Annotated in this window: 19 protein-coding genes; 11 read left to right on the forward strand and 8 right to left on the reverse strand. The window is 67.2% G+C overall.

Annotated features, from left to right (window positions below):
* Positions 1 to 22 precede the first annotated feature (22 nt).
* From J7U46_RS00620 to J7U46_RS00640, 5 genes are read right to left on the reverse strand one after another with little or no spacing between them, the layout of a single operon-like run.
* Positions 23 to 1,249: a serine hydrolase domain-containing protein gene (locus J7U46_RS00620; RefSeq protein ID WP_282822878.1), complete on the reverse strand. Its 1,227-nt coding sequence runs from the start codon at positions 1,247 to 1,249 to the stop codon at positions 23 to 25.
* A gap of 50 nt (positions 1,250 to 1,299) precedes the next feature.
* Positions 1,300 to 2,682, reverse strand: a complete 1,383-nt coding sequence (locus J7U46_RS00625) for a HAMP domain-containing sensor histidine kinase (protein WP_282822879.1) — start codon at positions 2,680 to 2,682, stop codon at positions 1,300 to 1,302.
* Positions 2,682 to 3,341, reverse strand: coding sequence for a response regulator transcription factor (locus J7U46_RS00630; RefSeq protein WP_282822880.1), 660 nt, complete (start codon positions 3,339 to 3,341; stop codon positions 2,682 to 2,684). Before J7U46_RS00630 ends, J7U46_RS00625 begins: the two co-directional genes overlap by 1 nt.
* 52 nt (positions 3,342 to 3,393) lie before the next feature.
* Complete coding sequence (gene ligA / locus J7U46_RS00635; RefSeq protein ID WP_282822881.1) at positions 3,394 to 5,799, reverse strand: NAD-dependent DNA ligase LigA; 2,406 nt, start codon at positions 5,797 to 5,799, stop codon at positions 3,394 to 3,396.
* Positions 5,800 to 5,808: 9 nt separating this feature from the next.
* Positions 5,809 to 7,101, reverse strand: coding sequence for a hemolysin family protein (locus J7U46_RS00640; protein WP_282822882.1), 1,293 nt, complete (start codon positions 7,099 to 7,101; stop codon positions 5,809 to 5,811).
* Positions 7,102 to 7,270: 169 nt separating this feature from the next.
* On the opposite strand from J7U46_RS00640, the gene J7U46_RS00645 reads away from it, so the two are divergent.
* The 3 genes from J7U46_RS00645 to J7U46_RS00655 all read left to right on the forward strand — a co-directional run bounded on the left by J7U46_RS00645 (position 7,271) and on the right by J7U46_RS00655 (position 9,779).
* Positions 7,271 to 7,816 carry an MCP four helix bundle domain-containing protein gene (locus J7U46_RS00645; protein WP_282822883.1) on the forward strand — a complete coding sequence of 182 codons (546 nt, stop codon included), beginning with the start codon at positions 7,271 to 7,273 and terminating at the stop codon, positions 7,814 to 7,816.
* 12 nt (positions 7,817 to 7,828) lie between these two features.
* Positions 7,829 to 8,824 (forward strand): methyl-accepting chemotaxis protein, encoded by a 996-nt coding sequence (locus J7U46_RS00650; RefSeq protein ID WP_282822884.1) that lies wholly within the window; start codon positions 7,829 to 7,831, stop codon positions 8,822 to 8,824.
* A gap of 274 nt (positions 8,825 to 9,098) precedes the next feature.
* Positions 9,099 to 9,779, forward strand: a complete 681-nt coding sequence (locus J7U46_RS00655; RefSeq protein WP_282822885.1) for a PEP-CTERM sorting domain-containing protein — start codon at positions 9,099 to 9,101, stop codon at positions 9,777 to 9,779.
* A gap of 76 nt (positions 9,780 to 9,855) precedes the next feature.
* Here J7U46_RS00655 and J7U46_RS00660 read toward each other — a convergent pair whose 3' ends face one another.
* Positions 9,856 to 10,908, reverse strand: a complete 1,053-nt coding sequence (locus J7U46_RS00660; RefSeq protein ID WP_282822886.1) for a cell division protein ZipA C-terminal FtsZ-binding domain-containing protein — start codon at positions 10,906 to 10,908, stop codon at positions 9,856 to 9,858.
* A gap of 7 nt (positions 10,909 to 10,915) precedes the next feature.
* A complete protein-coding gene (gene smc / locus J7U46_RS00665) occupies positions 10,916 to 14,428 on the reverse strand; it encodes a chromosome segregation protein SMC (protein ID WP_282822887.1) in 3,513 nt (1,170 codons plus the stop codon).
* Positions 14,429 to 14,717: 289 nt separating this feature from the next.
* Between smc and queF the strand changes: the two genes are divergently transcribed.
* From queF to J7U46_RS00705, 8 genes are all read left to right on the forward strand, one after another.
* Complete coding sequence (gene queF / locus J7U46_RS00670) at positions 14,718 to 15,149, forward strand: preQ(1) synthase (RefSeq protein WP_282824921.1); 432 nt, start codon at positions 14,718 to 14,720, stop codon at positions 15,147 to 15,149.
* Between the two features lie 38 nt (positions 15,150 to 15,187).
* Positions 15,188 to 15,613, forward strand: coding sequence for an SET domain-containing protein (locus J7U46_RS00675; protein ID WP_282822888.1), 426 nt, complete (start codon positions 15,188 to 15,190; stop codon positions 15,611 to 15,613).
* A 62-nt stretch (positions 15,614 to 15,675) separates the two neighbouring features.
* Positions 15,676 to 16,884, forward strand: coding sequence for a succinyldiaminopimelate transaminase (gene dapC, locus J7U46_RS00680; RefSeq protein ID WP_282824923.1), 1,209 nt, complete (start codon positions 15,676 to 15,678; stop codon positions 16,882 to 16,884).
* Positions 16,881 to 17,702: a 2,3,4,5-tetrahydropyridine-2,6-dicarboxylate N-succinyltransferase gene (dapD, locus tag J7U46_RS00685; protein ID WP_282822889.1), complete on the forward strand. Its 822-nt coding sequence runs from the start codon at positions 16,881 to 16,883 to the stop codon at positions 17,700 to 17,702. Before dapC ends, dapD begins: the two co-directional genes overlap by 4 nt.
* A 26-nt stretch (positions 17,703 to 17,728) precedes the next feature.
* Positions 17,729 to 18,886: a PilT/PilU family type 4a pilus ATPase gene (locus J7U46_RS00690; RefSeq protein WP_282822890.1), complete on the forward strand. Its 1,158-nt coding sequence runs from the start codon at positions 17,729 to 17,731 to the stop codon at positions 18,884 to 18,886.
* 4 nt (positions 18,887 to 18,890) lie between these two features.
* Complete coding sequence (dapE, locus tag J7U46_RS00695; protein ID WP_282822891.1) at positions 18,891 to 20,039, forward strand: succinyl-diaminopimelate desuccinylase; 1,149 nt, start codon at positions 18,891 to 18,893, stop codon at positions 20,037 to 20,039.
* Positions 20,036 to 20,905: a 50S ribosomal protein L3 N(5)-glutamine methyltransferase gene (prmB, locus tag J7U46_RS00700; RefSeq protein WP_282822892.1), complete on the forward strand. Its 870-nt coding sequence runs from the start codon at positions 20,036 to 20,038 to the stop codon at positions 20,903 to 20,905. Before dapE ends, prmB begins: the two co-directional genes overlap by 4 nt.
* A complete protein-coding gene (locus tag J7U46_RS00705) occupies positions 20,902 to 22,878 on the forward strand; it encodes an ATP-binding cassette domain-containing protein (protein WP_282822893.1) in 1,977 nt (658 codons plus the stop codon). The genes prmB and J7U46_RS00705 overlap by 4 nt, the downstream gene beginning before the upstream one ends.
* 22 nt (positions 22,879 to 22,900) lie before the next feature.
* Here J7U46_RS00705 and J7U46_RS00710 read toward each other — a convergent pair whose 3' ends face one another.
* A complete protein-coding gene (locus J7U46_RS00710) occupies positions 22,901 to 23,251 on the reverse strand; it encodes a DUF1304 domain-containing protein (protein WP_282822894.1) in 351 nt (116 codons plus the stop codon).
* Positions 23,252 to 23,286 lie beyond the last annotated feature (35 nt).

Here is a 23,286-nt window from a genome sequence, read left to right on the forward strand (position 1 = left end):
GCGGCTCGTTGCCGCCGCCATGCTAAGCCTTCAGCAGGGCTTGCGCCGCGCGGTTCAGCGAATCCAGCACCCAGCTGCTGCCGTCGGCACGGTAGCCGAAGGTATTGGTCAGACCGAACAGGGCCAGGCTGCCGTCCTGGGCCATCGCGCCCAGTGCCATGAAGCCCTGGTCGGCCCCGGTGTGGAAGATGATGGCGCGGCCATCCACCTCGCTGCCCAGCCAGCCGAGGGCGTACTGCGCCGGCTTGAGGGCGCGCACCCGGCTCACATAACTCGCCGGCAGCGGTGTGCTGCGGCCCCGCAGGGCCTCGAGATGCCAGCGAAGCCACTGGCCATAGCTTTCGACCGCCAGGTTGGCGTCGCCCGAGGGCAGCAGCACGTCCCACCAGATCTGCAACTCGGCGGGCAGCGGCTGGGTCGCCTTCAACGCGGCGGGCGTGTCGCCCACATGGCCGCGCGGCTGCTCGGCAGCCTGGGGCGGCCCCCACTGCAGATCCAGCTTCAGCGGCTTGGACAGCAGCGCATCGAACAAGGCCTGGAAGCGCTGGCCGCTGGCGGCTTCGAGCATGGCGCCTGCCAGCGCGTAGCCGGCATTGGAATACAGGAAGTCCTCGCCGACCTTGGCAGCCGGCGCTTGGCCGAGCAGCCAGGCGCAGAAGAAGCGGCGGCGGCCGGTCTCGTCTGCCGGCAGGGGGCCTTCGTAGGTCGAGAGGTAGTCGATGAAGCGGGCCGGGTCATCCTCGCCCGTGAAGGCCGGCAGGCCACCCTTGTGATCCAGCAGCAGGGCGAGGGTCAGGGCTTGATAGCCGGGATGCAAGGCCCCCTTGAGTTCGGGCAGGAGCTCGGCGGGCTTGCTGTCCCAGCGCAGCAGGCCTCGCTCGACACACAGCGCCGCCAAGGCAGCCGTCATGGCCTTGGTGTTGGAGCCAATCATAAAACGCTCGTTGCCCTTGAGCGTCTGCCCACCCGTCAGGCGGGTGCTACCGGACACAGCGCGCAAGAGCTCTGCGTCAGGCCCGGCCATGCGCGCCAGCGCCACACCGACCAGGCCATCCTTGCGGCAGGCCACCGCCTGATCGTCCAGCGTCTTTTGCTGCTTGTAGCGGTCCAGCTCGCCGACCGGGTCCGTGATGGACTTGCCGCCACCACCACAGCCCGGCAGGCTGGACGCGGCAGCCGCCGCGCCCAGCCAGGCCATCAAGCGCCTGCGGCCCAACACGGCCACCGCTCGCCCTGCTCCTCGTTCCATCGAAATCTCCCTCGTCGTTGTCGATGGGGAAGATTCTGGAAAACCCGAGCTTAAGACTTGCCAAGTACGCTCAATTCGAAGCAGGCGCCGTGGCCGCCACGGCGGTTGGGCAGGCCTTCGACCAGGCGCATCCGGCCGCCGAGGCGCTGGGCCGCCTGCTGCACGATGGCGAGGCCGAGGCCACTGCCGGGCTGGCCGGGATGGTGGCCGCGCCAGAAGCGCTCAAACACCAGCTCGCACTGCTCGGCAGCAATGCCCTCGCCGTCGTCGCTGACGGCGAGCCGCAGGCCTTGATCGCTGCGGCTCAGGCTCACCTCGATGCGGCCGCCGCGCGGCACATAGCGCAAGGCGTTGTCGATCAGGTTCTGCAGCACCGACTGGAAGGCCGCCAGGTCCAGCGTCCAGGGCAGGTGCTCGGGCGCGTCCAACTCCAGAGTCAGGCCACGCTCCCTGGCCATGCCACCCTGGGCCGCGAGCAACTGGGCGCTGAGGCTGGCCAGGTCCACCGGGCTTGGTTCGATGCCGACTTCGCGGTCCAGCGCCGCCAGATCCAGCAGCTGCTGCGAGAGCTTGGCCGTGCGGCGTATCGAGGCCAGCAGTTGTTCGGCGGCTTCCTGGCGCTCGGCCTCGTCGCGTGCGCCTGTCAGCAAATGGGTCTGCGTGGCGATCACGGCCAACGGCGTGCGCAGCTCGTGGGCCGCGTCGTGCACGAAGGCGCGCTCGCGCGCCAGGCGCCTGCGCAGCCGCTCCATCAGGGCGTCAAAGGCCTGACCCAGCGGCCGCAGCTCGGCGTAGCGCAGGTCCACATCGAGGGGCGCGAGCTTGGGGTCGGCATCCACGCTGGCCAGGCGCCGCGCCAGGCGGCGCAGCGGCGCAAGGCCGGTGTAAACGGCCAGCCACAGCGGCAGCAGCACCAGCGGGAAGGCAATCAGCATCGAGCTGCCGAGCTCCAGCAAGAGCCAGCTCAGCACGCTGCGGTCGGGCAGCATTGGCTCGGCAATGCGCAAGGACCAACGCGGCCCGTCTTCGCGCCAGGTCCAGTGCCGGACGCCAAGCAGTTGCTGCTCTGCCATGCCGACCTGGCTCACGGCATCGCTCTCGGCGCTGGCATAGATGCGACGGCCTTGCGCATCGTAGAGCTGGAGCAGCAGATCCCCCGGCAGCAGCGCGGTCTCGCGGCGCAGCGCATTGGTGCGCGTCGCCAGCGAGTGCAGCACCCGCGCGGCTGTGGCCTCGTCGTCTATGCCGTCCAGCGCGCTGGCCACCAGGCTGCCGTACTGGCGCACGCCGGGGTTCTGCTTCATCGAGGCCTGGTACTCGAACCAGCTCTGCGCCAGCAAGACGGCCGACACCAGCACGAAGCACAGCATCAAGGTGCCCAGCAGGCGGCGTGCCAGGCTGGCCTGGAGCAGGCGGCGCAGCAAGCGCCACATCACAGGCTCTCCAGCCAGTAGCCCACGCCGCGCTGCGTGCCTATGCGCTCGGCCCCGATCTTGCGGCGCAGGTTGGAGAGATGCACCTCCAGCGCACCATAGTCCATGGCCTCGCCCAGCGGTGCCAGGCGCTGGGCCAGCAGCGGCTTGGCCAGCACGCCGCCGCGCTCGCGCGCCAGCTCGAACAAAAGCTGGTATTCCTTGGGCGAGAGCGCCAGCTCCTGGCCAGCGATCAGCGCGCGGTGGCGGCGCGGTTCTATCGTCAGGCTGCCGAACTGCCAGCTGTCGCTGGCCTGCTGGGCCGCGCGGCGCAGCACGGCGCGCAGCCTTGCCAGCAGCTCGGGCAGCTCGAAGGGCTTGACCACGTAGTCGTCAGCGCCGCCATCGAAGCCGGCCAGCTTGTCCTCGAGCGCGCCCAGCGCCGTCATCACGACGATGGGCGTGGCACTGCCCTGTTCGCGCCAGCGTGCCAGCAGGCTCTGACCGCTGCCATCGGGCAGGCCCAGGTCCAGCAGTACCGCGTCCTGCTCGCCCGGCTCCAGGCGCAGCGGAGCATCGGCAGCACGGCGCAGCCAGGTGCTGCTGTGGCCCTCCAGGCGCAGCGCCTTGTGCAGCGCGGCACCGAGGTCCATGTCGTCTTCAACCATCAGGATGTGCATGACGGCGATTGTCGGTGGCCCTCGTGACAGGCCACTCAAGTCATGGCGGGGCTCACTCGCCGGCCAGCAAGGCCTGCAGGCCGGCCTCGTCCAGCACCGGCACGCCCAGCTCCTGGGCCTTGTCCAGCTTGGAGCCCGCCTCGCTGCCGGCCACGACGTAATGCGTCTTCTTGGAGACTGAGCCGCTCACCTTGCCGCCAGCGGCCTCGATCAGGTCCTTGGCGGCGTCGCGGCTCAGCGTGGGCAGGGTGCCGGTGAGCACCAGGGTCTTGCCCACCAGGCGGCCCTCGCTGCCACTGCCCTCGGGCAACTGGGCCAGCAGTTCATCGCGCAGCGCGGCCAGGGCCTGCAGCTCCTGGCGATGCGCGCCCTCGCCCAGCCATTGCATCAGCGCGGCAGCGGCTTCGGTCGGCAAGGCAGCCAGGGCTGGCTCGCCGGCAGACTCCATGGCGGCCAGGCGACGCAAGTCCACCCCCTGATCGGCCAGCTGCTTGCAACGCAGCTCGGTGAGCTTGGGGATCTGCAGCGCGGCCAGCAGCACGGTGTCCTGCAGGGATCCGCGCAGTCGCGCGCTGGGCGCATGCTCGTCGGCCGGTTGCACGCCGGCGGCCAGCAGCGTGTCCAGCGCCTGCTGGTTCTTGGGCTCGGCAAAGAAGTCGACGATGGCCTCGGCCACGGTCGCGCCTATGTCGGGCAGCACGCGCAGCAGCGGCATGGGCGCGCGGCGCACCAGGGCGAGCTGGCCCAGCCAGTCGGCCAGCACCTTGGCCGTGGACTCGCCAACATGGCGCACGCCCAGCGCGAACAGCAGGCGAGCCAGCGGCGGCCGCTTGCTGGCTGCAATGGCTTCCAGCAGGTTCTCGGCCCATTTGGTGGCGACCTTGCCGGCCTGCACCGTCTCGGGCGTGACGCCGTCGCGCTCGTCGGCACGGCGCTTCATCTCGAGCAGCATGTCCAGCGTCAGCGCATACAGGTCGGCAATGCCATTCACATAGCCGAGCTCTACCAGGTTGTCGATGTAGCGCTCGCCAAGGCCTTCAATGTCCATCGCACGGCGGCCGGCGAAATGGCGGATCGCCTCCTTGCGCTGCGCCGGGCAGGCCAGGCCACCTGAGCAACGGGCCACCGCCTCGCCCTCCTCGCGCACCACATGCGAGCCACAGACCGGGCAGGCCGCAGGCAGGCGGTATTGCGGATGCAAGGGCTCGGACTGCGACATCAGCAGGTCCAGCCCGGGCAGCTCTCGCATCGGCCGCCGCTCCAGCACCACGCCGACGATCTCGGGGATCACGTCGCCGGCGCGGCGCACGATCACGGTGTCACCAATGCGCACGTCCTTGCGCTGGGCCTCGCCCTCGTTGTGCAGGGTCACATTGCTGACCGTGGTGCCGCCGACGAAGACCGGCGTGAGCCGCGCCACCGGCGTGATGGCGCCGGTGCGGCCCACCTGCACATCGATGGCCTCGACCGTGGTCAGCTGCTCCTGCGCCGGGTACTTGTGAGCCACGGCCCAGCGCGGCTCGCGGGTGACGAAACCCAGGCGCTGCTGCAGCGCGCGGCTGTTGACCTTGTAGACCACGCCGTCAATGTCAAACGGCAGGCTGTCGCGCAGACCGGCGATGCGCTGGTGGAACTCGACCAGGCCGGCCGCGCCCGGGGCCACGACCCGGTGCTCGCAGACCGGCAGGCCCATCGCCGCCAGCGCGTCCAGCAGTCCTGCATGGGTGTCTGGCACGGCCCAGCCCTGCACCTCGCCGAGGCCGTAGGCGTAGAAGCTCAGCGGCTTCTTGCGCGCCTGCTCGGGGTCCAGCTGGCGCACAGCGCCGGCGGCCGTGTTGCGCGGGTTGACGAACGTCTTCTCGCCCAGCTCGCGCTGGCGTGCATTGAGCGCCTCGAAGTCGTCGCGCCGCATGTAGACCTCGCCGCGCACCTCCAGCACCGGAGCCGCCACGCCCTGAAGCCGCAGCGGGATCTGGCCAATGCCGCGGACGTTCTGCGTCACATCCTCGCCGGTCTCGCCGTCGCCGCGCGTGGCGGCCTGCACCAGCAGGCCGTTCTCGTAGCGCAGGTTCATCGCCAGGCCGTCGAACTTCAGTTCGGCGGCGTACTCGATGGCCGGCGCATCGGCAGCCAGCTCCAGCTGGCGGCGCACCCGCTCGTCGAAGGCGATGGCGCCAGTGTCCTCGGTGTCGGTCTCGGTGCGGATGCTCAGCATGGGCACCGCATGGCGCACCGGCGCAAAGCCGTCCAGCACCTTGCCGATCACGCGCTGGGTTGGCGAGTCGGCGGTCAGCAACTCGGGATGGGCGGCCTCCAGCGCCTGCAGCTCCTGGTAGAGCTTGTCGTACTCGGCGTCCGGCAGCGTCGGTGCGTCCAGCACGTAGTAGAGGTGGGCATGGTGGTTGAGCTGCTCGCGCAGCTCGGCGGCGCGTCGGCTCGCGGAATCGAAATCAAGCATTCTGAAAACTCATTGGTCGGCCGGCACGCGCGTGATCATCACCTGGTCCACACGGTGGCTGTCCACGTCCACCACCTCGAAGCGCCAGCCCTCCCAGACCACCTGGTCGGTGCGCCGGGGGATGCGGCGCAGCATCACCATCAGGAAGCCGGCCAGGGTGTCGTACTGGCCGGCATGGGGCCAGGCTTCCAGCTCCAGCGCGCGCTGCACATCGGGGATGGGCGTGATGCCGTCGGCCAGGTAGCTGCCGTCGTCGCGGCGCACGATCTGCTCCTCGTCGTGCGAGGCGACGAGGCTGCCCATCACGGTGCTCATCACATCGTTCAGCGTGATCACGCCGACCACGAGGCTGTACTCGTTGACGATGACGGCAAAGTCCTCGAGCTTCTCGCGGAACTGGATCAGGACCTCGGACAGCGTCAGCCGGTCCGGCACCATCAGCACCTTCTTGACGATGGGGCTGTCGCGCAGCGCCAGCGGCTCGTCGCGCAGCACGCGCTGGAACAGGTCGGTGGCATCGACATAGCCAATCACGGCGTCGATTTCGCCGTCGCAAACCAGGTAGGTGGAATGCGGCTCCTCGGCGATGCGCGTGCGTATCAGCGCCTCCTCGTCGTCCAGCGACAGGTAGACGATGCGCTCGCGGGTCGTCATCGCGCTTTCGACGCGGCGGGTGTCGAGCTCGAACACGTTGTTGATGACCTGCTGCTCGGCGTCGGCCACCACGCCGGCCTGGTTGCCGGCCTCGGTCAGGGCGAGGATATCGTCGTGGGTGATGCTGTTGTCGCGGCCAGCGGGCAGACCCAGCAGGCGTATCAAAAGATCGGACAGCGCACTGAACACCCAGGCCAGCGGCTTGAGCACCGTGACCAGGGCCAGCATGGGAGCGATCACAGCCATCGCGAGGCGCTCGGGCTCGTTCATCGAGAGGCGCTTGGGCAGCAGGTCGGCCAGCACGATGAAGAGGCCGGTGATGGTGGCGAAGGAGGCCGCAAAACCGAGGGCGGCGGCGCGCTCGGGATCGGCGAACACCAGCTTCATCGCGGCCTCGAAATGCGGCGAGAGCACGCCCTCGCCGACGATGCCGGCCAGGATGGCCAGCGTGTTGACGCCGATCTGCACCACGGTGAAGTAATGGCCCGGGCGTTCCTGCGTGGCCAGCACGCGCGCGGCACGCGGATCACCCTCCTCGACCAGCTGTTGCAGCTTGAGTCGGCGGGCCGAGGCCAGCGAGATTTCGGCGATGGAGAAGAAGGCGCTGGCGGCAATCAGCAGCGCGATCAGCAAGAGGCTGGTGCTCATGGGCGGCAGTTTAGCCGCCGCCTCGCTGCTGAGAGACGGCGTTGCCGGGGTAGCGACAAGCGAACGGCTGCGTGCTAAGTTCCCGATGAGGCCCCAACAGCAATGTGCCGCACTTGCTTCACTCGGTTTCCCAAGCTTTTTTGCGCCGATTGGCGCCGGAGGACTGACGATGAAACTCTCGAATGTGCGTGTGGGCCTGCGCATGGGCCTGGGCTTCGGCACCCTGCTGCTGATGCTGCTGATGGGGCTTTATGCCGCGAACCGGGTCAGCCGGGTGCAGGACAACGTCATCGACCTGAGCGACAACTGGCTGCCCAGCACCCAGCAGATCGCCGGCATCAACGAAGCGCTGAACCAGATGCGGCGCGCCGAACTGCAGATGTTGCTGGGCGGCGGCGCCAAGGCCGTGGAGGACGAAAGCGCCCGCCTGGCCAAGCAGTGGCAGGTCTTGCCTCCTCTGCTGAAAGCCTATGGCGAAACGCTCAGCAGCGAGGCCGAGCGCGAACAGTTCAAGACCTTCAATGCCATCGTCGAGAGCTACCGCCAGAGCCAGGACAAATTGGTGGCCATGGTCAAGGCCGGCCAGCAAGAAGAAGCGCTTGCCTTTTTGCGCGGCGAATCGCGCAAGATCTTCCGTTCCACGGCCGATGCCATAGGCAAGCTGACCGAAATCAACACCCAAGGCGCCCAGACGGCTCACGCCGACGCCGAGTGAAGCTACAAGTCGGTGCTCTGGGGCCTCTGGACCATGGTGGCCGTGGCCGTGGCCATGGGCCTGGGCGCTCTGGTCGCGTGGCTGATGACGCGCTCGCTGACCCAGCCGCTGCGCCTGGCCGCCGATGCCGCAGACCGTATCGCCGACGGCGACCTGAGCACCGACGTGGACAGCAGCCGCGGCGACGAACTCGGTGACCTGCTGCGCTGCCTCTCCAGCATGCAGGAAGCCCTCAACGCCTCGGTCAGCACCGTGCGCCACAGCGCCGACTACATCGCCGAGGCGAGCCGCGAAGTCTCATCAGGCAGCGCCGACCTGTCGGCCCGCACCGAGCAGGCCGCCTCCAACCTGGAGCAGACCTCGGCCGCCATGCAGCAGATCACCGAGACGGCCCGCAACAGCGCCGCCTCAGCCAGCGAAGCCAGCCGCCTCGCCGCCAATGCTTCGACCGTGGCCGAGCAAGGCGGCACCGTGGTCTCGCGCGTGATCACCACCATGGACGGCATCCAGCAGTCCTCGCGCAAGATCAGCGACATCATCGGCGTCATCGACGGCATCGCCTTCCAGACCAACATCCTGGCCCTGAACGCCGCCGTCGAAGCCGCGCGGGCCGGTGAGCAGGGACGCGGCTTTGCGGTCGTGGCAGCCGAGGTGCGGACGCTGGCTCAGCGCAGCGCACAGGCGGCGCGCGAGATCAAGGCCTTGATCTCCAGCTCGGTCGAGCAGGTGGAAGCGGGCTCCCGCCAGGTCGCCGATGCCGGCAGCACCATGGGTGAAGTGGTACAGGCCGTGCGTCAGGTGACGCAGCTGATTGCCGAGATCGCTGGCTCGGTGCAGACCCAGACCAGCAGCCTGAACGTGGTCAATACGGCGGTCACCCAGCTGGACGGCATGACCCAGCAGAACGCGGCGCTGGTCGAAGAGTCAGCGGCGGCCTCCGAGTCGCTGCGCGAGCAGGCCGACAAGCTGGCTGAGGTGGTGGCGAGGTTCAGGCTGAAAGCTGCCTGAAGGCAGCGCGCGACCAAGTGCAGCGAAACGCCTGTCGGGCCAACGCTGAACCGCGCGCGACGCAAACTGGACTGCCAAAGAGGGATGTCAGCTTTCTTTACAGCGCGTCACCTGGCGCTAGAAGCCGAGCCTCCTAAATATTGATGAAATCATGACCTAAGTATCTGATTGAATTGGGAGAATTTCGGAATCACAGGGGATGGCACAAATGTTGCTTAGCACTGCGGTCGCCTTCGACGACGACCCTTTGCACACTCAACATCAGAGAGGACCTATGAAGAAGCATCTACTTTCGGCCGCGCTTGCGGTCGGCATGCTCGCAGCCACGGCAGCCAGCGCTGCCCCGATCGTTCTCACGTTCGAGGGCGCCGGCAATCAGGCGTCCCTCAACGGCTTCTATGGTGGCGGCACTGACAGCCTCGGCAACGCCGGCAGCAACTACGGCATCACTTTCGGCAGCAATGCGCTGTCGATCATTGACCAGGACGCTGGTGGCTCCGGCAACATTGCGAACGAACCATCTGGCAAGACGGTGATGTTCTTCCTGACGGGGTCGGCCGTCTTGAACTACGCAGCCGGGTTCGACACCGGCTTCTCGTTCTTCTATTCGTCGTCCACGGCGGCCACGATCAAGATTTACGACGACATCAACGCGACAGGCAACCTGATTGCCAGCATCGACCTCGCCGCTCAATTCGGCGCCAATGGATGCTCGGGCGATCCGACCGGCAGTTTCTGTAACTGGACCGCCGTCGGCGCCTCGTTCGCCGGCATCGCAAAGTCGATCGACTTTGGTGGCACCGTCAACCAGACCGCTTACGACGACATCACCATCGGTTCGGCAACTGCCGGTGATACGGGCGGCAAGGTTCCGGAACCGGCCTCGCTTCCGCTGGTCGCACTGGCGATGGCCGGTGCCGTGGTTGGCGTCCGCCGCCGCAACACCAAGCAGTGATCTGCCGCCTGCGGTGCGCCCGGCGCCGCAGGCCCATCGAGCCCACGAGCCGCATGGCTCGTGGGCTCGATGCATTTCAGCTGAACAGCCGGCGCGCCACCGCTGAACCGGCCGCCAGGTCGCGCGAAGCCAGCGCGCGGTACAGCGTGCCAAGCTCCTGGTCGATGGCGGCGAAGGCGTGCAGGTTGAGGATCTGGCTGCGGTCGTCGCAGATGTCGGCCTCGATGTCGCGGGCCAGGCCGCGCGCGGCTTCCTGCCAGGCGGCGAAAGGCTCCTGCGACTCGGGGGTCTGCGGCACGTCCAGCGCCAGCGTCAGCTCGCGCAGCGAGCTGGCCTGCGGGTCTTCGGCCAGGGCGGCTTGCGATTCGAAACTCAGGGTCAGGATGGGCGGCGCGCCCTCCTCGTCGGCCGACAGCACCAGGCGGCCCGGGATGGCACCCGGCACGAAGCCATGGCGCAAGGCCAGCTGCTGCACAAAGCCGAGGGTCCAGGCGGCATCGCGCGCGCGCAGCAGCACGGCCAGTTGGGCATCGTGCGCGCTGGCGAACTGGTCCAGCTCGCGAGCGCGGGCCACGACCTCCAGCATGTCGGGGAAGTCGACCGAGGCATTGATGCCATCGGCAAAGGCCTGCACCTTCTGCACGAACTCGCTGTACTCGATCTCGTTCAGCGCACCGCTGCGATTGGCCAGCTGCACCCCGGCCTGGAACTCGCCGTAGCGCTGGCCGGGCAGCGGCAGTTCCCACTCGCCGCTCTCGGTGTTCAGGCCTTCGATGTGAAAGGGCTTGGTGCCGGCGCGGCGGCTGGGCGGCATCTGCGCCGCCGCCATCTCGCCGCTGACCGGCGCTTCCAGGCTCAGCGTGGCAATCACGTCGATCAGCGCATCGATGCGGGCCGAGGGTTTGCGCGGCAAGAGGCGCGCGGCGGCCGGCAGCGTGTTGTCGAGCTCCGAGGCCACGGCCTCGCGGGCGTCGCCGAGGCTGGGCTCCTGGCGGCCTTCACCCATTTGCGGCTCGATGGCCGGGTCGGCGCGGCGCGGGCCGGCCTTGCGGGCGCTCCAGGCGCCATGGGCGATGACGCCGGCCAGGACCAGGCCGCCGAGGATTGCGAGCAATGCGGTCAATGTCATGAGGTGCTCAGGCTTCGGCCATCGTCAATGCGGCTTCCATGTCGACGGCCACGATGCGGGACACGCCCTGCTCCTGCATCGTGACGCCGATCAGCTGCTTGGCCATTTCCATGGCGATCTTGTTGTGGGAGATGAAGAGGAACTGCGTGCCGGCACTCATTTCGGAGACCAGCTTTGCATAGCGCTCGGTGTTGGCGTCGTCCAGCGGCGCATCGACTTCGTCGAGCAGGCAGAACGGCGCCGGGTTCAGCTGGAAGATCGCAAACACCAGCGCAATCGCGGTGAGCGCCTTCTCGCCGCCCGAGAGCAAGTGGATGGTCGAGTTCTTCTTGCCGGGCGGCTGGGCCATCACCTGCACGCCAGCGTCGAGGATCTCGTCGCCGGTCATCACGAGCTTGGCCTGGCCGCCGCCGAACAGCGTCGGGAACATGCGGCCGAAATGCATGTTGACCTGCTCGAAGGTCGCGCCCAGCAGGTCGCGGGTCTCGAGGTCGATCTTGTGGATCGCGTCTTCCAGCGTCTTCATCGCGGACTGCAGGTCGGCGTTCTGCGCATCGAGGAAGGTCTTGCGCTCGCGGGCAGTGGTGAGCTCGTCCAGCGCGGCCAGATTCACGGCACCGAGGGCGGCAATCTCGCGGTTGATGCGGTCGATCTCGCCCTGCAGGCCGTAGAGCTTGACCTGGCCCTCCTCGATGGATTTGGCGAGCGCCTCCATGTCCACAGCAGCAGCGGTAAGCTGCTCCATGTACTGAGCGCCGCCGAGCTGCGCGGCCTGCTCTTCGAGCTGCAGCTTGGTGATGCGCTCGCGCAGCGGGTCCAGGCTGCGCTCGAACTCCAGGCGCTGCTCGTCGGCCCTGCGCAGGCGCAGGCTCAGGTCGTCGTAATTGCCGCGCACGGCAGCCAGGGCCTGCTCGCGCTCGGCCTTCAATGCCAGGGCGTCCTGCAGGCCGGCTTGCGCGGCGGCGTCGTTCAGCGTGGTCAGCTCGTTCTGCAGGCTCTCGCTCGAGGCCTGGTTCTGCTGGACCTGGGCCTGCGCGGTCTCGATCGAACGCTGCAGCTCACCCCGGCGCGAAGCCAGCGCGCGGGCGCTGAACTGCGCCTCTTGCGAGCGACGCTCCAGCGCACGCAGTTGCTCGCGCGCTTCCGCCAGCTTGCGCTCGGCGTTGATCACGCCCTCTTCCAGCTCGGCGTGCTTCTCCTGCGTGTTGGCGAGCTGCAGGTCCAGTTCCTCGAAGCGGGCTTCGCCGGTCATGCGGCGCTCCTGCAGCTCTTCGGCCTGGGCGTCGATCTCGGCCAGCTCTTCCTCGAGCTGGCTGCGGCGGGTGCTGGCAGCCTCGGCTTGTTGCGACAGGCGCAGCAGTTCGACATGAAGCTGATGCGCGCGAGTCTGGGTTTCGCTCGCCTCGCGACGCACGCCGGCCAGGCGCTGGGCGGCCTCGGTGTAGGCCGCTTCGGCCCGCACCACGCGGGTCTTGGCGTCTTCGGTGATCAGGCCCTGGGCGCGCAGCTCGCGCTCCAGGTTCTCGATTTCCTGGGCGCGGGCCAGCAGGCCGGCCTGCTCGGAATCAGGCGCATAGAAGGCCACGGCGAACTGGCTGACCGCGTGGCCCTCGCGGGTCATGATGACCTCGCCGTGGGTGAGCTTGGACCGGCCGGCCAGGGCCTCGTCGATGGAACCAGCGGTGTAGACGCCTTCCAGCCAGTCGTTCAGCAGGGCCTTGAGCCCCGCGTCGTTCAAGCGCAGCAGCTCCGACAAGCGCGGCAGCGTTTCGTGCGTGTTGGCGATGCCGGCCGGTGGCGGCGAATAGAAGGCCATGCGAGCCGGCGGCGCATCGGCGGCGAAGGCGCGCACGGTGTCGAGGCGGCCGACTTCCAGCGCGCCCATGCGCTCGCGCAGTGCGGCTTCGAGTGCGTTTTCCCAGCCGGATTCGATGTGCAGCTTGGTCCACAGGCCGGCCAGGCCATCGAGCCCATGCTTGGCCAGCCAGGGCTTCAGCTTGCCCTCGGTCTGCACCTTCTCCTGCAGCGCACGCAGCGCTTCCAGGCGGGCCGAGAGGTCGGCCTGCTTGGCCAACTGGGCGTTGCCATCAGCCTGGGCAGCAGCACGGGCCTCGTCGAGCGCCGGCACCTGCTCGGAGAGTTCGTGCAGGCGGGCGTCGGCCAATTCGCGCTGCTCATCGGCGGCGGCGCTTTGCGTCTTCAGTTCAGCGAGCTTTTCGGTGTCCGGTGCGGCGAGGCCGGCACGCTCGGTGGCGAGTCGCTCGCGGCGTGTGCGCAGCGTGCGCGACTGTTCCTCGATGTTGCGGCTGTCGGCGGCCAACACCTGGATCTGCTGCTGGACCTGAGTCACGTGGACGCGCTGCTCGTTGGCTTTGCCCTGCGCGGCGCGCACCGCGTCTTCAATGGTCGGCAGGTTGAGCGACTGCTCCTCGGCCTGGGCAGCGAGGATCTCGCTCTGCTCCTCGGCCATGGCGATCTGGGTCGCGATGTTCTCGAGCTCTTCGGTGGCTGAAGCAGAACGCTCCTGCCATTGCTGGTCCTGCGCCTTCAACTCGGCGATGCGCTGCTCGACGCGGTTGCGGCCTTCGACCACATAGCGGATGCGCTCTTCCAGCCGGCTCACTTCCAGCTGGGCCTCGGCCATGCGGCCTTGGGATGCATGCAGCTCATCGCCCGCGGCGTAATGGGCCTGACGCACTGTCTCAAGTTCGGCCTCGACATGGCGCAGCTCAGCCATGCGGGCTTCGAGCGCATTCACCGCTTCCGACTGCGCGGCCTTGACCCGTGCTTCCTCACCCGCCGCATCGCGGTGCTTCAGGAACCACAGCTGGTGCAATTTGAGCGTGCCCTGCTCCTGCAGGCTGCGGTAGCTCGCGGCGACCTCGGCCTGACGCTCCAGCTTCTCGAGGTTGTTGTTCAGCTCGCGCAGGATGTCTTCGACGCGGGTCAGGTTCTCGCGCGTGTCCTTGAGCCGGTTCTCGGTCTCGCGACGGCGTTCCTTGTACTTGGAGACGCCGGCCGCCTCCTCGAGGAACATGCGCATCTCTTCCGGCTTGCTCTCGATGATTCGAGAGATCGTGCCCTGGCCGATGATGGCGTAGGCGCGGGGGCCAAGGCCGGTGCCGAGGAACACGTCCTGCACGTCGCGGCGGCGCACCGGCTGGTTGTTGATGAAGTAGCTGCTGGTGCCGTCGCGGGTCAGCACGCGCTTGACCGCGATCTCGGTGAACTGGTTCCACTGGCCGCCGGCCCGCGCGTCTTCATTGCTGAACACCAGCTCCACGCTGGCACGACTGGCCGGCTTGCGGTTGCCCGAGCCATTGAAGATCACGTCCTGCATGGACTCGCCGCGCAGCTCCGAGGCCTTGCTTTCGCCCAGCACCCAGCGCACCGCATCCATGATGTTGGACTTGCCGCAGCCGTTGGGTCCGACCACGCCGACCAGTTGCCCGGGCAGCTGGAAGTTGGTCGGGTCGGCAAAGGACTTGAAGCCCGAGAGCTTGATCGAGTTCAGGCGCATCGGTGGTGATCGAACTGCTAAGCCGTTGATTTATCGAAAGAAAAGCCCCTTCGCGGGGCTTTGTCTCGGGTCGGGATGATACCATCGGGCCCTCCCCAAAAATGCCTTGGCGTCTGCGTGCAGACCCGGGCGCAAGCATTGACCCCACATGGCCAAGAACACCTCTGCCGCATCGACCAAACCTGCGGCAAAAGCCGCCCCCAAGACCAGCGCAAAGCCTGCAGCGACGACTGGTACCAAGGCCGCCGCAAAGAAGCCCGGCAGCAGCCTGGCGCCCAAGCAGCGCGAGATGCCGCCCAACCCGCCCTCGCGCCCCAGCAAGGAGCTGCACGCCTTCCCGAACCCGGCGCCCGAGCGCGACTACGTGATCCAGTTCCAGGTGCCCGAGTTCACCTGCCACTGCCCGCTGACCGGCCAGCCCGACTTCGCCCACTTCACGATTGACATGATCGCGGACCAGTACTGCGTGGAGCTGAAGAGCCTGAAGATGTACTTCTGGAGCTACCGCGACGAAGGTGCCTTCCACGAGAAGGTGACCAACACCATCCTCGAAGACATCGTCAAGGTCACCAAGCCGCGCTTCATCCGCATCACGGCCAAGTGGTATGTGCGCGGTGGCATCTACACCAATGTGGTGGTCGAGCACCGCAAGAAGGGCTGGAAGCCCGAGCCGCGCGTCGACCTGCCGACGCATGGCTTTGAGTCCGGCCTGCTTCGCTGAGACGCACCAAGACTTGCCGAGCCTGCACTGAGCCGCATTTGGCCTTCGCCTCGAACTCCGCCCACCAGCACTACGCCGTCGCCGTGCGGCGCAGCCGCATCGATGGCTATGGCGTATTCGCGGCCGAGGCCATCCCGGCGGCAGCCAAGATTGGCGCGCTGACCGGCGAGGCCATCACCGTGGCCGAGGCGCGCCGCCGAGCGGAAGGTCGGCAGCGCCTGATGCTGGTCGAGATCTCGGCCAGCCGGGCGATCGACGCCACCCGCTCCGACGATCCGATGCGCTTCACCAACCACGGCTGCAGCCCCAATGCGCGCCTGCAGGTCGAGGGCGGCGAGATCGAATTCTTCGCATTGCGCGAAATCGCCCTTGGCGAAGAACTGACGGTCGACTACGGCAGCAGCCACCACGCAGGAAGACTGGCCTGCCGCTGTGGCGCGCCGGGCTGCGCGGGCTGGCTTTGAGGCCTGCGCAGCAGGCTGCCGAGCGCCCTCGCTCCCCTATCATCCGGGCCATGAGTTTTCCTGTGAATCCGCTGCTCGAGCGGCTGCATCCTTACCCGTTCGAGCGCCTGCGCGCGCTCACCCAGGGCATCACGCCCAACCCGGCCCTGCGGCCCATCTCGCTGGGCATGGGCGAGCCCAAGCATCCGGCCCCCGGCGTGGTCGAAGAGGCCTTGATGGCCAACCTGAAGGGCCTGTCTAGCTACCCGCTGACGGCCGGCGATCCGGCGCTGCGAGCCGCCATCGCCGCCTGGATTGATCGGCGCTATGGCGTGAAGCTGGACGCCGCCACACAGGTTCTGCCGGTCAATGGCTCGCGCGAGGCCTTGTTCGCCTTCGCGCAGACGGTGATCGACCCGACGCGGCCCGGCGCTACCGTCGTCTGCCCCAACCCCTTCTATCAAATCTACGAAGGCGCAGCCCTGCTGGCCGGTGCGCAGACCGCGTTTGCCAACAGCGACCCCGCCCGCAACTTCGCAGCCAACTGGAGCCAGATCGACGAGGCCACCTGGACCCGCACCCAGCTTCTGTATGTCTGCTCCCCAGGCAACCCGACGGGTGCCGTGATGCCGCTCGCTGAATGGCGCGAGCTGTTCGCGCTGAGCGACCGCCACGGCTTCGTGATCGCCTCGGACGAGTGCTATTCGGAGATCTATTTCCGCGAGGAGGCGCCCCTCGGCGCGCTGGAAGCGGCCCAGCAACTGGGCCGCACGGACTTGCGCAATCTCGTCGTGTTCAGCAGCCTCTCCAAGCGCAGCAATGTGCCGGGCATGCGCTCGGGCTTTGTGGCGGGCGACGCTGCGATCCTGAAGAAATTCCTGCTCTACCGCACCTACCACGGCAGCGCCATGAGCCCCATGGTGCAGGCCGCCAGCGTCGCCGCCTGGAACGACGAAGCCCATGTGCAGGCCAACCGCGAGCAGTACCGTGCCAAGTTCGCGGCGGTAACGCCGCTGCTCGCCGAAGTGCTGGACGTGGCCCTGCCTGACGCCGGCTTCTACCTCTGGGTGGGAGTCCCTGGCGGAGACGATGTCGCCTTCGCCCAGGGCCTGCTGGCTCAATACAATGTCGCGGTCCTGCCGGGCAGTCTCCTGGCCCGGGAGGCGCATGGGCACAACCCGGGCGCCGGACGAGTCCGCCTGGCCCTGGTGGCCGATCAAGCCGAATGCCTGGAAGCGGCCGAACGCATCGTCCGCTTCACGAAAACCTACCTAGCCTCCCCCTCCAAATGAGCCAACAACTGCAATCCGTCATCGATCTCGCCTGGGAAGGTCGCGCCTCGCTCAGCCCCGCCAGTGCGCCCGCCGAGGTGCGCGAGGCCGTTGAGCACGTGATCAGCGAACTCGACAGCGGCCGCCTGCGCGTGGCCGAGCGCCAGGCCGTCGGCCAGTGGACCGTGCACCAGTGGATCAAGAAGGCCGTGCTGCTGTCCTTCCGTCTGAACGACAACCACATCATGGGCTCGGGCGACCTGACCTTCTTCGACAAAGTGCCGACCAAGTTCGCCGGCATGAGCGATGAAGCCATCCGTGCCACCGGCGTGCGCGTGGTGCCGCCTGCCGTGGCGCGCCGGGGCAGCTTCCAGGGCAAGAACGTGGTGCTGATGCCCTCCTACGTGAACATCGGCGCCTACGTCGACGAAGGCGCCATGGTCGACACCTGGGCCACCGTCGGCTCCTGCGCGCAGATCGGCAAGAACGTCCACCTGTCCGGCGGCGTCGGCATCGGCGGCGTGCTCGAGCCGCTGCAGGCCAACCCGACCATCATCGAGGACAACTGCTTCATCGGCGCCCGCTCCGAGGTGGTCGAGGGCGTGATCGTCGAAGAGAACTCGGTGATCTCCATGGGCGTCTACATCGGCCAGAGCACGCCGATCTACGACCGTGAGACCGACACCGTGAGCTACGGCCGAGTGCCCGCCGGCTCGGTGGTGATCAGCGGCTCGCTGCCCAAGAGCGACAAGTACAGCCTTTATGCCGCCATCATCGTGAAGAAGGTCGACGCGGGCACCCGCGCCAAGACCTCAATCAACGAGCTGCTGCGCGCCTGAATTTCTTCCAGCAACAGGGAGTCCGCATGAGTGGTGGGAACATGGAGCGCATCCTGCGCCTGATGGCCGAGAAGGGGGCGTCGGACGCCTATCTGTCGGCGGCCATGCCGGTGCTGATACGCATCAACGGCCAGATGCTCCAGCTCTCCGATCAGCAGCTGACGCCCTCGCAACCTCGGCAGCTGATTGCCGAGGTGGTGGGCGAAGACGCACTGGAAGAACTGGACAAGACCGGCGAGCTGAACATGGCCGTGTCTGTGCCCAAGGTGGGCAGCTTCCGGCTGTCGGGCTTCCGCCAGCGCGGCTCCATCGCGGCTGTGTTCCGTCACATCCCGCACATGATCCCGTCGCTGGACAGCCTCAACCTGCCGCCCATCCTCGGCAAGCTGGTGCAGGAAAAGCGCGGCCTGATCCTGATGGTGGGCGCCACCGGCACCGGCAAGAGCACCACGCTCGCGGCCATGCTGGAGCAGCGCAACCAGAACATGGCGGGCCACATCCTCACCATCGAGGACCCGGTCGAGTTCCTGTTCAGCAACAAGCGCTCGGTGGTCAACCAGCGCGAAGTGGGCCGCGACACGGCCTCGCTGCAGGTGGCGCTGAAGAACGCGCTGCGCCAGTCGCCGGACTGCATCCTGATCGGCGAGATCCGCGACCGCGAGACGATGACGGCAGCGATCTCGTACGCGCTGTCGGGCCACCTGGTGTTGGCCACCCTGCACGGCAACAACAGCTATCACGCACTGAACCGGATTCTTTCGTTCTACACGCCGGAATCGCGTCCCGCCCTCTTGAACGACCTCTCTGCCGGCCTGAAGGCCATCGTCTCGCAGCGCCTGGTGCGTGCGACGGCGGGCGGCCGCGTGCCGGTGGTCGAGATCTTGCTCAACACCAAGCTGGTGTCCGAGCTGATCGAGAAGTCCGACTTCAACGGCGTCAAGGAAGCGATGGAGAAGTCCATTGCCGAAGGCTCGCAGGCCTTCGAGGAACATTTCGCCAAGCTGATACGCGACGGCGTGATCACCCGTGAGGAAGGCCTGCTCTACGCCGACTCGCCGACCAACCTGATCTGGCGTCTGCAAAACGAAGGCCCCGCCACCGGCAAGCAAGCGCCCAAGAAGGAAGAGCCGGCCAGCGACCAGGCCAGCTTCACCGAAATCCAGCTGGACGTGAAGGGCGAATGAACACATGAGCTCTACCCAGGCCCTCGTCGAAGCGCTGATTGCGCGCCCCTCGGTGACACCCGAGGATGGCGGCTGCCAGACGCTGATCGCCGAGCGCCTGGAGGCTGCGGGCTTTGTGTGCGAGCGCATGGACAGTGGGCCGGCCGATTTCCGCGTCAGCAATCTCTGGGCGATCCGCCGCGGCAGTGCGGCCGACGGCCCGGTGCTCGTGTTCGCAGGCCACACCGATGTGGTGCCGCCGGGCCTGCTGAGCGACTGGAAGTCGGCGCCCTTCGTGCCGAGCTTCCGCGACGGCAAGCTGTTCGGGCGCGGCGCGGCCGACATGAAGACCTCGGTCGCCGCCATGGTGGTGGCAGCCGAGCAGTTCACGGCTCAGCATCCGCAGCACCGTGGCAGCGTCGCGCTCTTGCTGACCAGTGACGAGGAAGGCCCGGCGCGCGATGGCACCGTGGTCTGTTGCGCCAAGCTGCGCGAGCGCGGCCAGCGGCTGGATTTCTGCGTCGTCGGCGAGCCCACCTCCGTGAAGCAACTCGGTGACATGGCCAAGAATGGCCGGCGTGGCTCGCTGAGCGGCAAGCTGCGCGTGCTCGGTGTGCAAGGCCATGTGGCCTATCCGCAGTTGGCCCGCAACCCCATCCACCAGGCCGCACCGGCGCTGGCCGAACTGGTGAGCATCGAGTGGGACCGCGGCAACGAGTACTTCCCGGCCACGACCTTCCAGATCTCCAACATCGCAGCCGGCACGGGCGCTGGCAATGTGATCCCGGGCGACTGCGTGCTGGACTTCAATTTCCGCTTCTCGACCGAGTCCTCGCCCGAGAGTCTCAAGCAGCGCGTGCATGCGCTGCTGGACCGGCATCAGTTGGACTACCGGCTCGAGTGGACGCTGGGCGGCGAACCCTTCCTGACGCCGGCGGGCAGCCTTTCGGAAGCGCTGGCCGCTGCGGTCGAGGCCGTGACCGGCCGGCGGCCCGAGCTCTCGACAACCGGCGGCACCTCGGATGGCCGCTTCATCGCCAAGATCTGCCCCCAGGTGATCGAGTTCGGCCCCATCAACGCCAGCATCCACAAGATCGACGAATACGTGCCCGTGGCCGACATCGAGCCTTTGACCGCCATCTACCGGCGCACCCTGGAGAATTTGCTGCTGTGACAAGCACCCTGATCGCCTGCATCGAGGCACAAGCCGCCCGCCTGACCGAGGCGGGCGTTTCATTTGGGCATGGCACGAGCAATGCCTTCGATGAAGCCGCCTGGCTCGCTCTGTGGCGACTCTCGCTGCCGCTGAATTCGCTGGACGAGCACGCCGAGCAAGACCTGACCCCAACGCAGCTGGCCGAGATCGAAACCCTGGTGGGCGAGCGCATCGCCACCCGAAAACCGGCGGCCTACCTGACCCGTGAGGCCTGGCTGCAGGGCGTGCCCTTCTATGTGGACGAGCGCGCCATCGTGCCGCGCAGCTTCATCGCCGAGCTGATTGCCGACGCAAGCATCGACCCCTGGCTCTCGGATCAGACGAAGCGCGTGCTGGACCTGTGCACCGGCAACGGCAGCCTGGCCGTGCTGGCGGCGATGGCTTGGCCCGAGGTCGAAGTCGATGCCATCGACCTCAGCCCGGATGCGCTGGCCGTTGCCCGCATCAATGTCGACAAGCACGGCCTGCAGGATCGCATCCGCCTCCTGCAAGGCGACGGCCTGGCGCCAGCCAATGGCGAATACGACCTGATCCTGTGCAACCCACCCTACGTGAACAGCGGCTCGATGGCCAAGCTGCCGGCCGAGTATCTTGCCGAGCCCGAGCTTGCCCTGGCCGGCGGCGCAGATGGCATGGACTTCGTTCGCCAGTTGCTGGCCGCCGCGCCGAAGCACTTGAGCGCGCAAGGCGTGTTGGTGCTTGAGATCGGCAATGAACGCGAATTTTTCGAGGCTGCGTTCCCGCAGCTGGAAGTGGCCTGGATGGAAGCATCGGCCGGAGATGACCAGGTATTGCTGGTGACGAAAGACAGTCTGAACACATGATCACCCTGCGCAATATCACGCTGCGACGCGGCACCAAGGTCGTCCTCGACGACGCCAGCGTCACCCTGCAACCCGGCGAGAAGGTCGGCCTGGTGGGCCGCAACGGCGCGGGCAAATCCAGTCTTTTCGCGCTGCTGACCGATCGGCTGCAAAGCGACAAGGGCGAGGTCGAGATTCCGCGCCAATGGGCCGTCGGCGAAGTGGCGCAGAACATGCCCGAGACCGACATGCCGGCCACCGACTTCGTGCTGGAAGGTGACACCCGCCTGATGGCCGCGCGCAAGGCTCTGGAAGAAGCCGAGGCGGCCGAGGATGGCCATGCCATGGCCGATGCCCACGGCCTGCTGATGGATGCCGGCGCCTTTGACGCCAAACCGCGCGCGCAGGCCCTGCTGATGGGCCTCGGGTTCAAGGGCGCGCAGGTCGACGCGCCGGTGAACAGCTTCTCCGGCGGCTGGCGCATGCGCCTGCAACTGGCCCGAGCGCTGATGTGCCCGGCCGAGCTGATGCTGCTGGACGAGCCGACCAACCACTTGGACCTGGACGCCCTCGTCTGGCTGGAAGCCTGGTTGCAGCGCTATGAAGGCACGCTGATCATCATCAGCCATGACCGCGAATTCCTCGACGCGATCACCAAGGTGACCTTGCATCTCGACGACGCCAAGCTGATGCGCTACGGCGGCAACTACACGGCCTTCGAGGCGATGCGCGCCGAGCGCATGGTCTTGCAGCAGGCGGCCTTCGAGAAGCAGCAGGACCGCATGGCCCATCTGCAGAAGTTCATCGACCGCTTCAAGGCCAAGGCCAGCAAGGCCAAGCAGGCGCAGAGCCGCGTCAAGGCGCTGGAGCGGATGGAACGACTCGCGCCGGTGCTCACCGCGTCAGATTTCTCCTTCGAGTTCCGCGAGCCGGTCAGCCTGCCGAACCCGATGTTGATGTTCGATGAAGTGGCCTGCGGCTACGACACCGATGAAGGCGAGAAGATCATCGTGCGCGGCATCGACCGCTCGGTGCTGGCCGGCCAGCGCATCGGCATCCTGGGCGCCAACGGCCAGGGCAAGTCGACGGTGGTGAAGACGGTGGCCCGCATGCAGCGCGCCATGGGCGGCAAGATCACCGAGGGCAAAGGCCTCTCGATCGGCTACTTCGCCCAGCAGGAAATGGATGTCTTGCGGCCCGACGAAGGCCCGCTGATGCACATGGTCAGGCTGGCCAAGGAGGTCAGCCCCTCCGCGCGGGAGCAGGAACTGCGCGACTTCCTGGGCCAGTTCCGCTTTGTTGGCGACATGGTCAACCAGGCTGTCGGCAGCCTCTCGGGTGGCGAAAAGGCGCGTCTGGTACTGGCCATGCTGGTCTGGCAGCGCCCCAACCTCTTGCTGCTGGACGAACCCACCAACCACCTGGACCTGCAGACCCGCGAGGCGCTTTCGATGGCGCTCAACGAGTTTGAAGGCACAGTCATGCTGGTCAGTCATGACCGCGCGCTGCTGCGAGAGGTCTGCGACGAGTTCTGGCTGGTCACCAAGGGCGGCGTCGGCCCCTTCGACGGCGACCTGGACGACTACCAGAAGTGGCTGCTGGACCAGTCCAAGGAAGCGGCCAAGCTGGCCAAAGAAGCAGCAAAGAAAGCGGCTTCTGCACCGGCAGCGCCTGTCGTGGTGGCAGCGCCTCCTCCGCCTGCCCCCATTGCCTCGCGGGAAGACCGCAAGGCCAGCGGCCAGGCACGCCAGAAGCTGGCCGAGCAGACCCGCCCGCTACGCAAGGAAATGGAAGGCATCGACGCCAAGCTGAACAAGCTGGCCGACGAGCGCACCGCGCTCGAGGCCCAGCTCGCCAGCGGCTCAGCCACGCCGACCCAGATCGCCGATGTGGGCAAGCGTCTGAAGGCCATCCATGACGAGCTGGAAGCTGCCGAGCTGCGCTGGCTCGAACTGAGCGGCCAGGTCGACGCGATGCACGCTGCGGCCGCCTGAGCGCCTTTCTCGCTCTTCCCGCCTAACTCGCCAAAACGGCGGCTATCGCGACAGCCGCCGGCAGCGTCTGTACGAAGAGAATCTTCTTGCCAACCGTGGCCGCGCCATACACGCCAGCCACGACCACGCAGCCCAGGAAGAACAGCTGCACATCGGCCTTGCCGGCCAGCAGACCCCAGGCGAGTCCTGCCGCCAGGAAGCCGTTGTACAGCCCCTGGTTGGCCGCCAGCACCTTGCTGGCCTCGGCGAAATCGGGCTCCAGCCTGAAGACCTTGCGGCCCAGTGGCTTGGTCCAGAAGAACATCTCCAGCACCAGGAAATACAGGTGCAAGGCAGCCACCAGGCCGACCAGCACATTGGCGAGCATCGTCATTTCTTTGATCTCCATTGCAGCGAGCCGAGCTCGCA

It is taken from the genome of Pelomonas sp. V22, assembly GCF_030014915.1.
GTDB lineage: Bacteria > Pseudomonadota > Gammaproteobacteria > Burkholderiales > Burkholderiaceae_C > JAUASW01.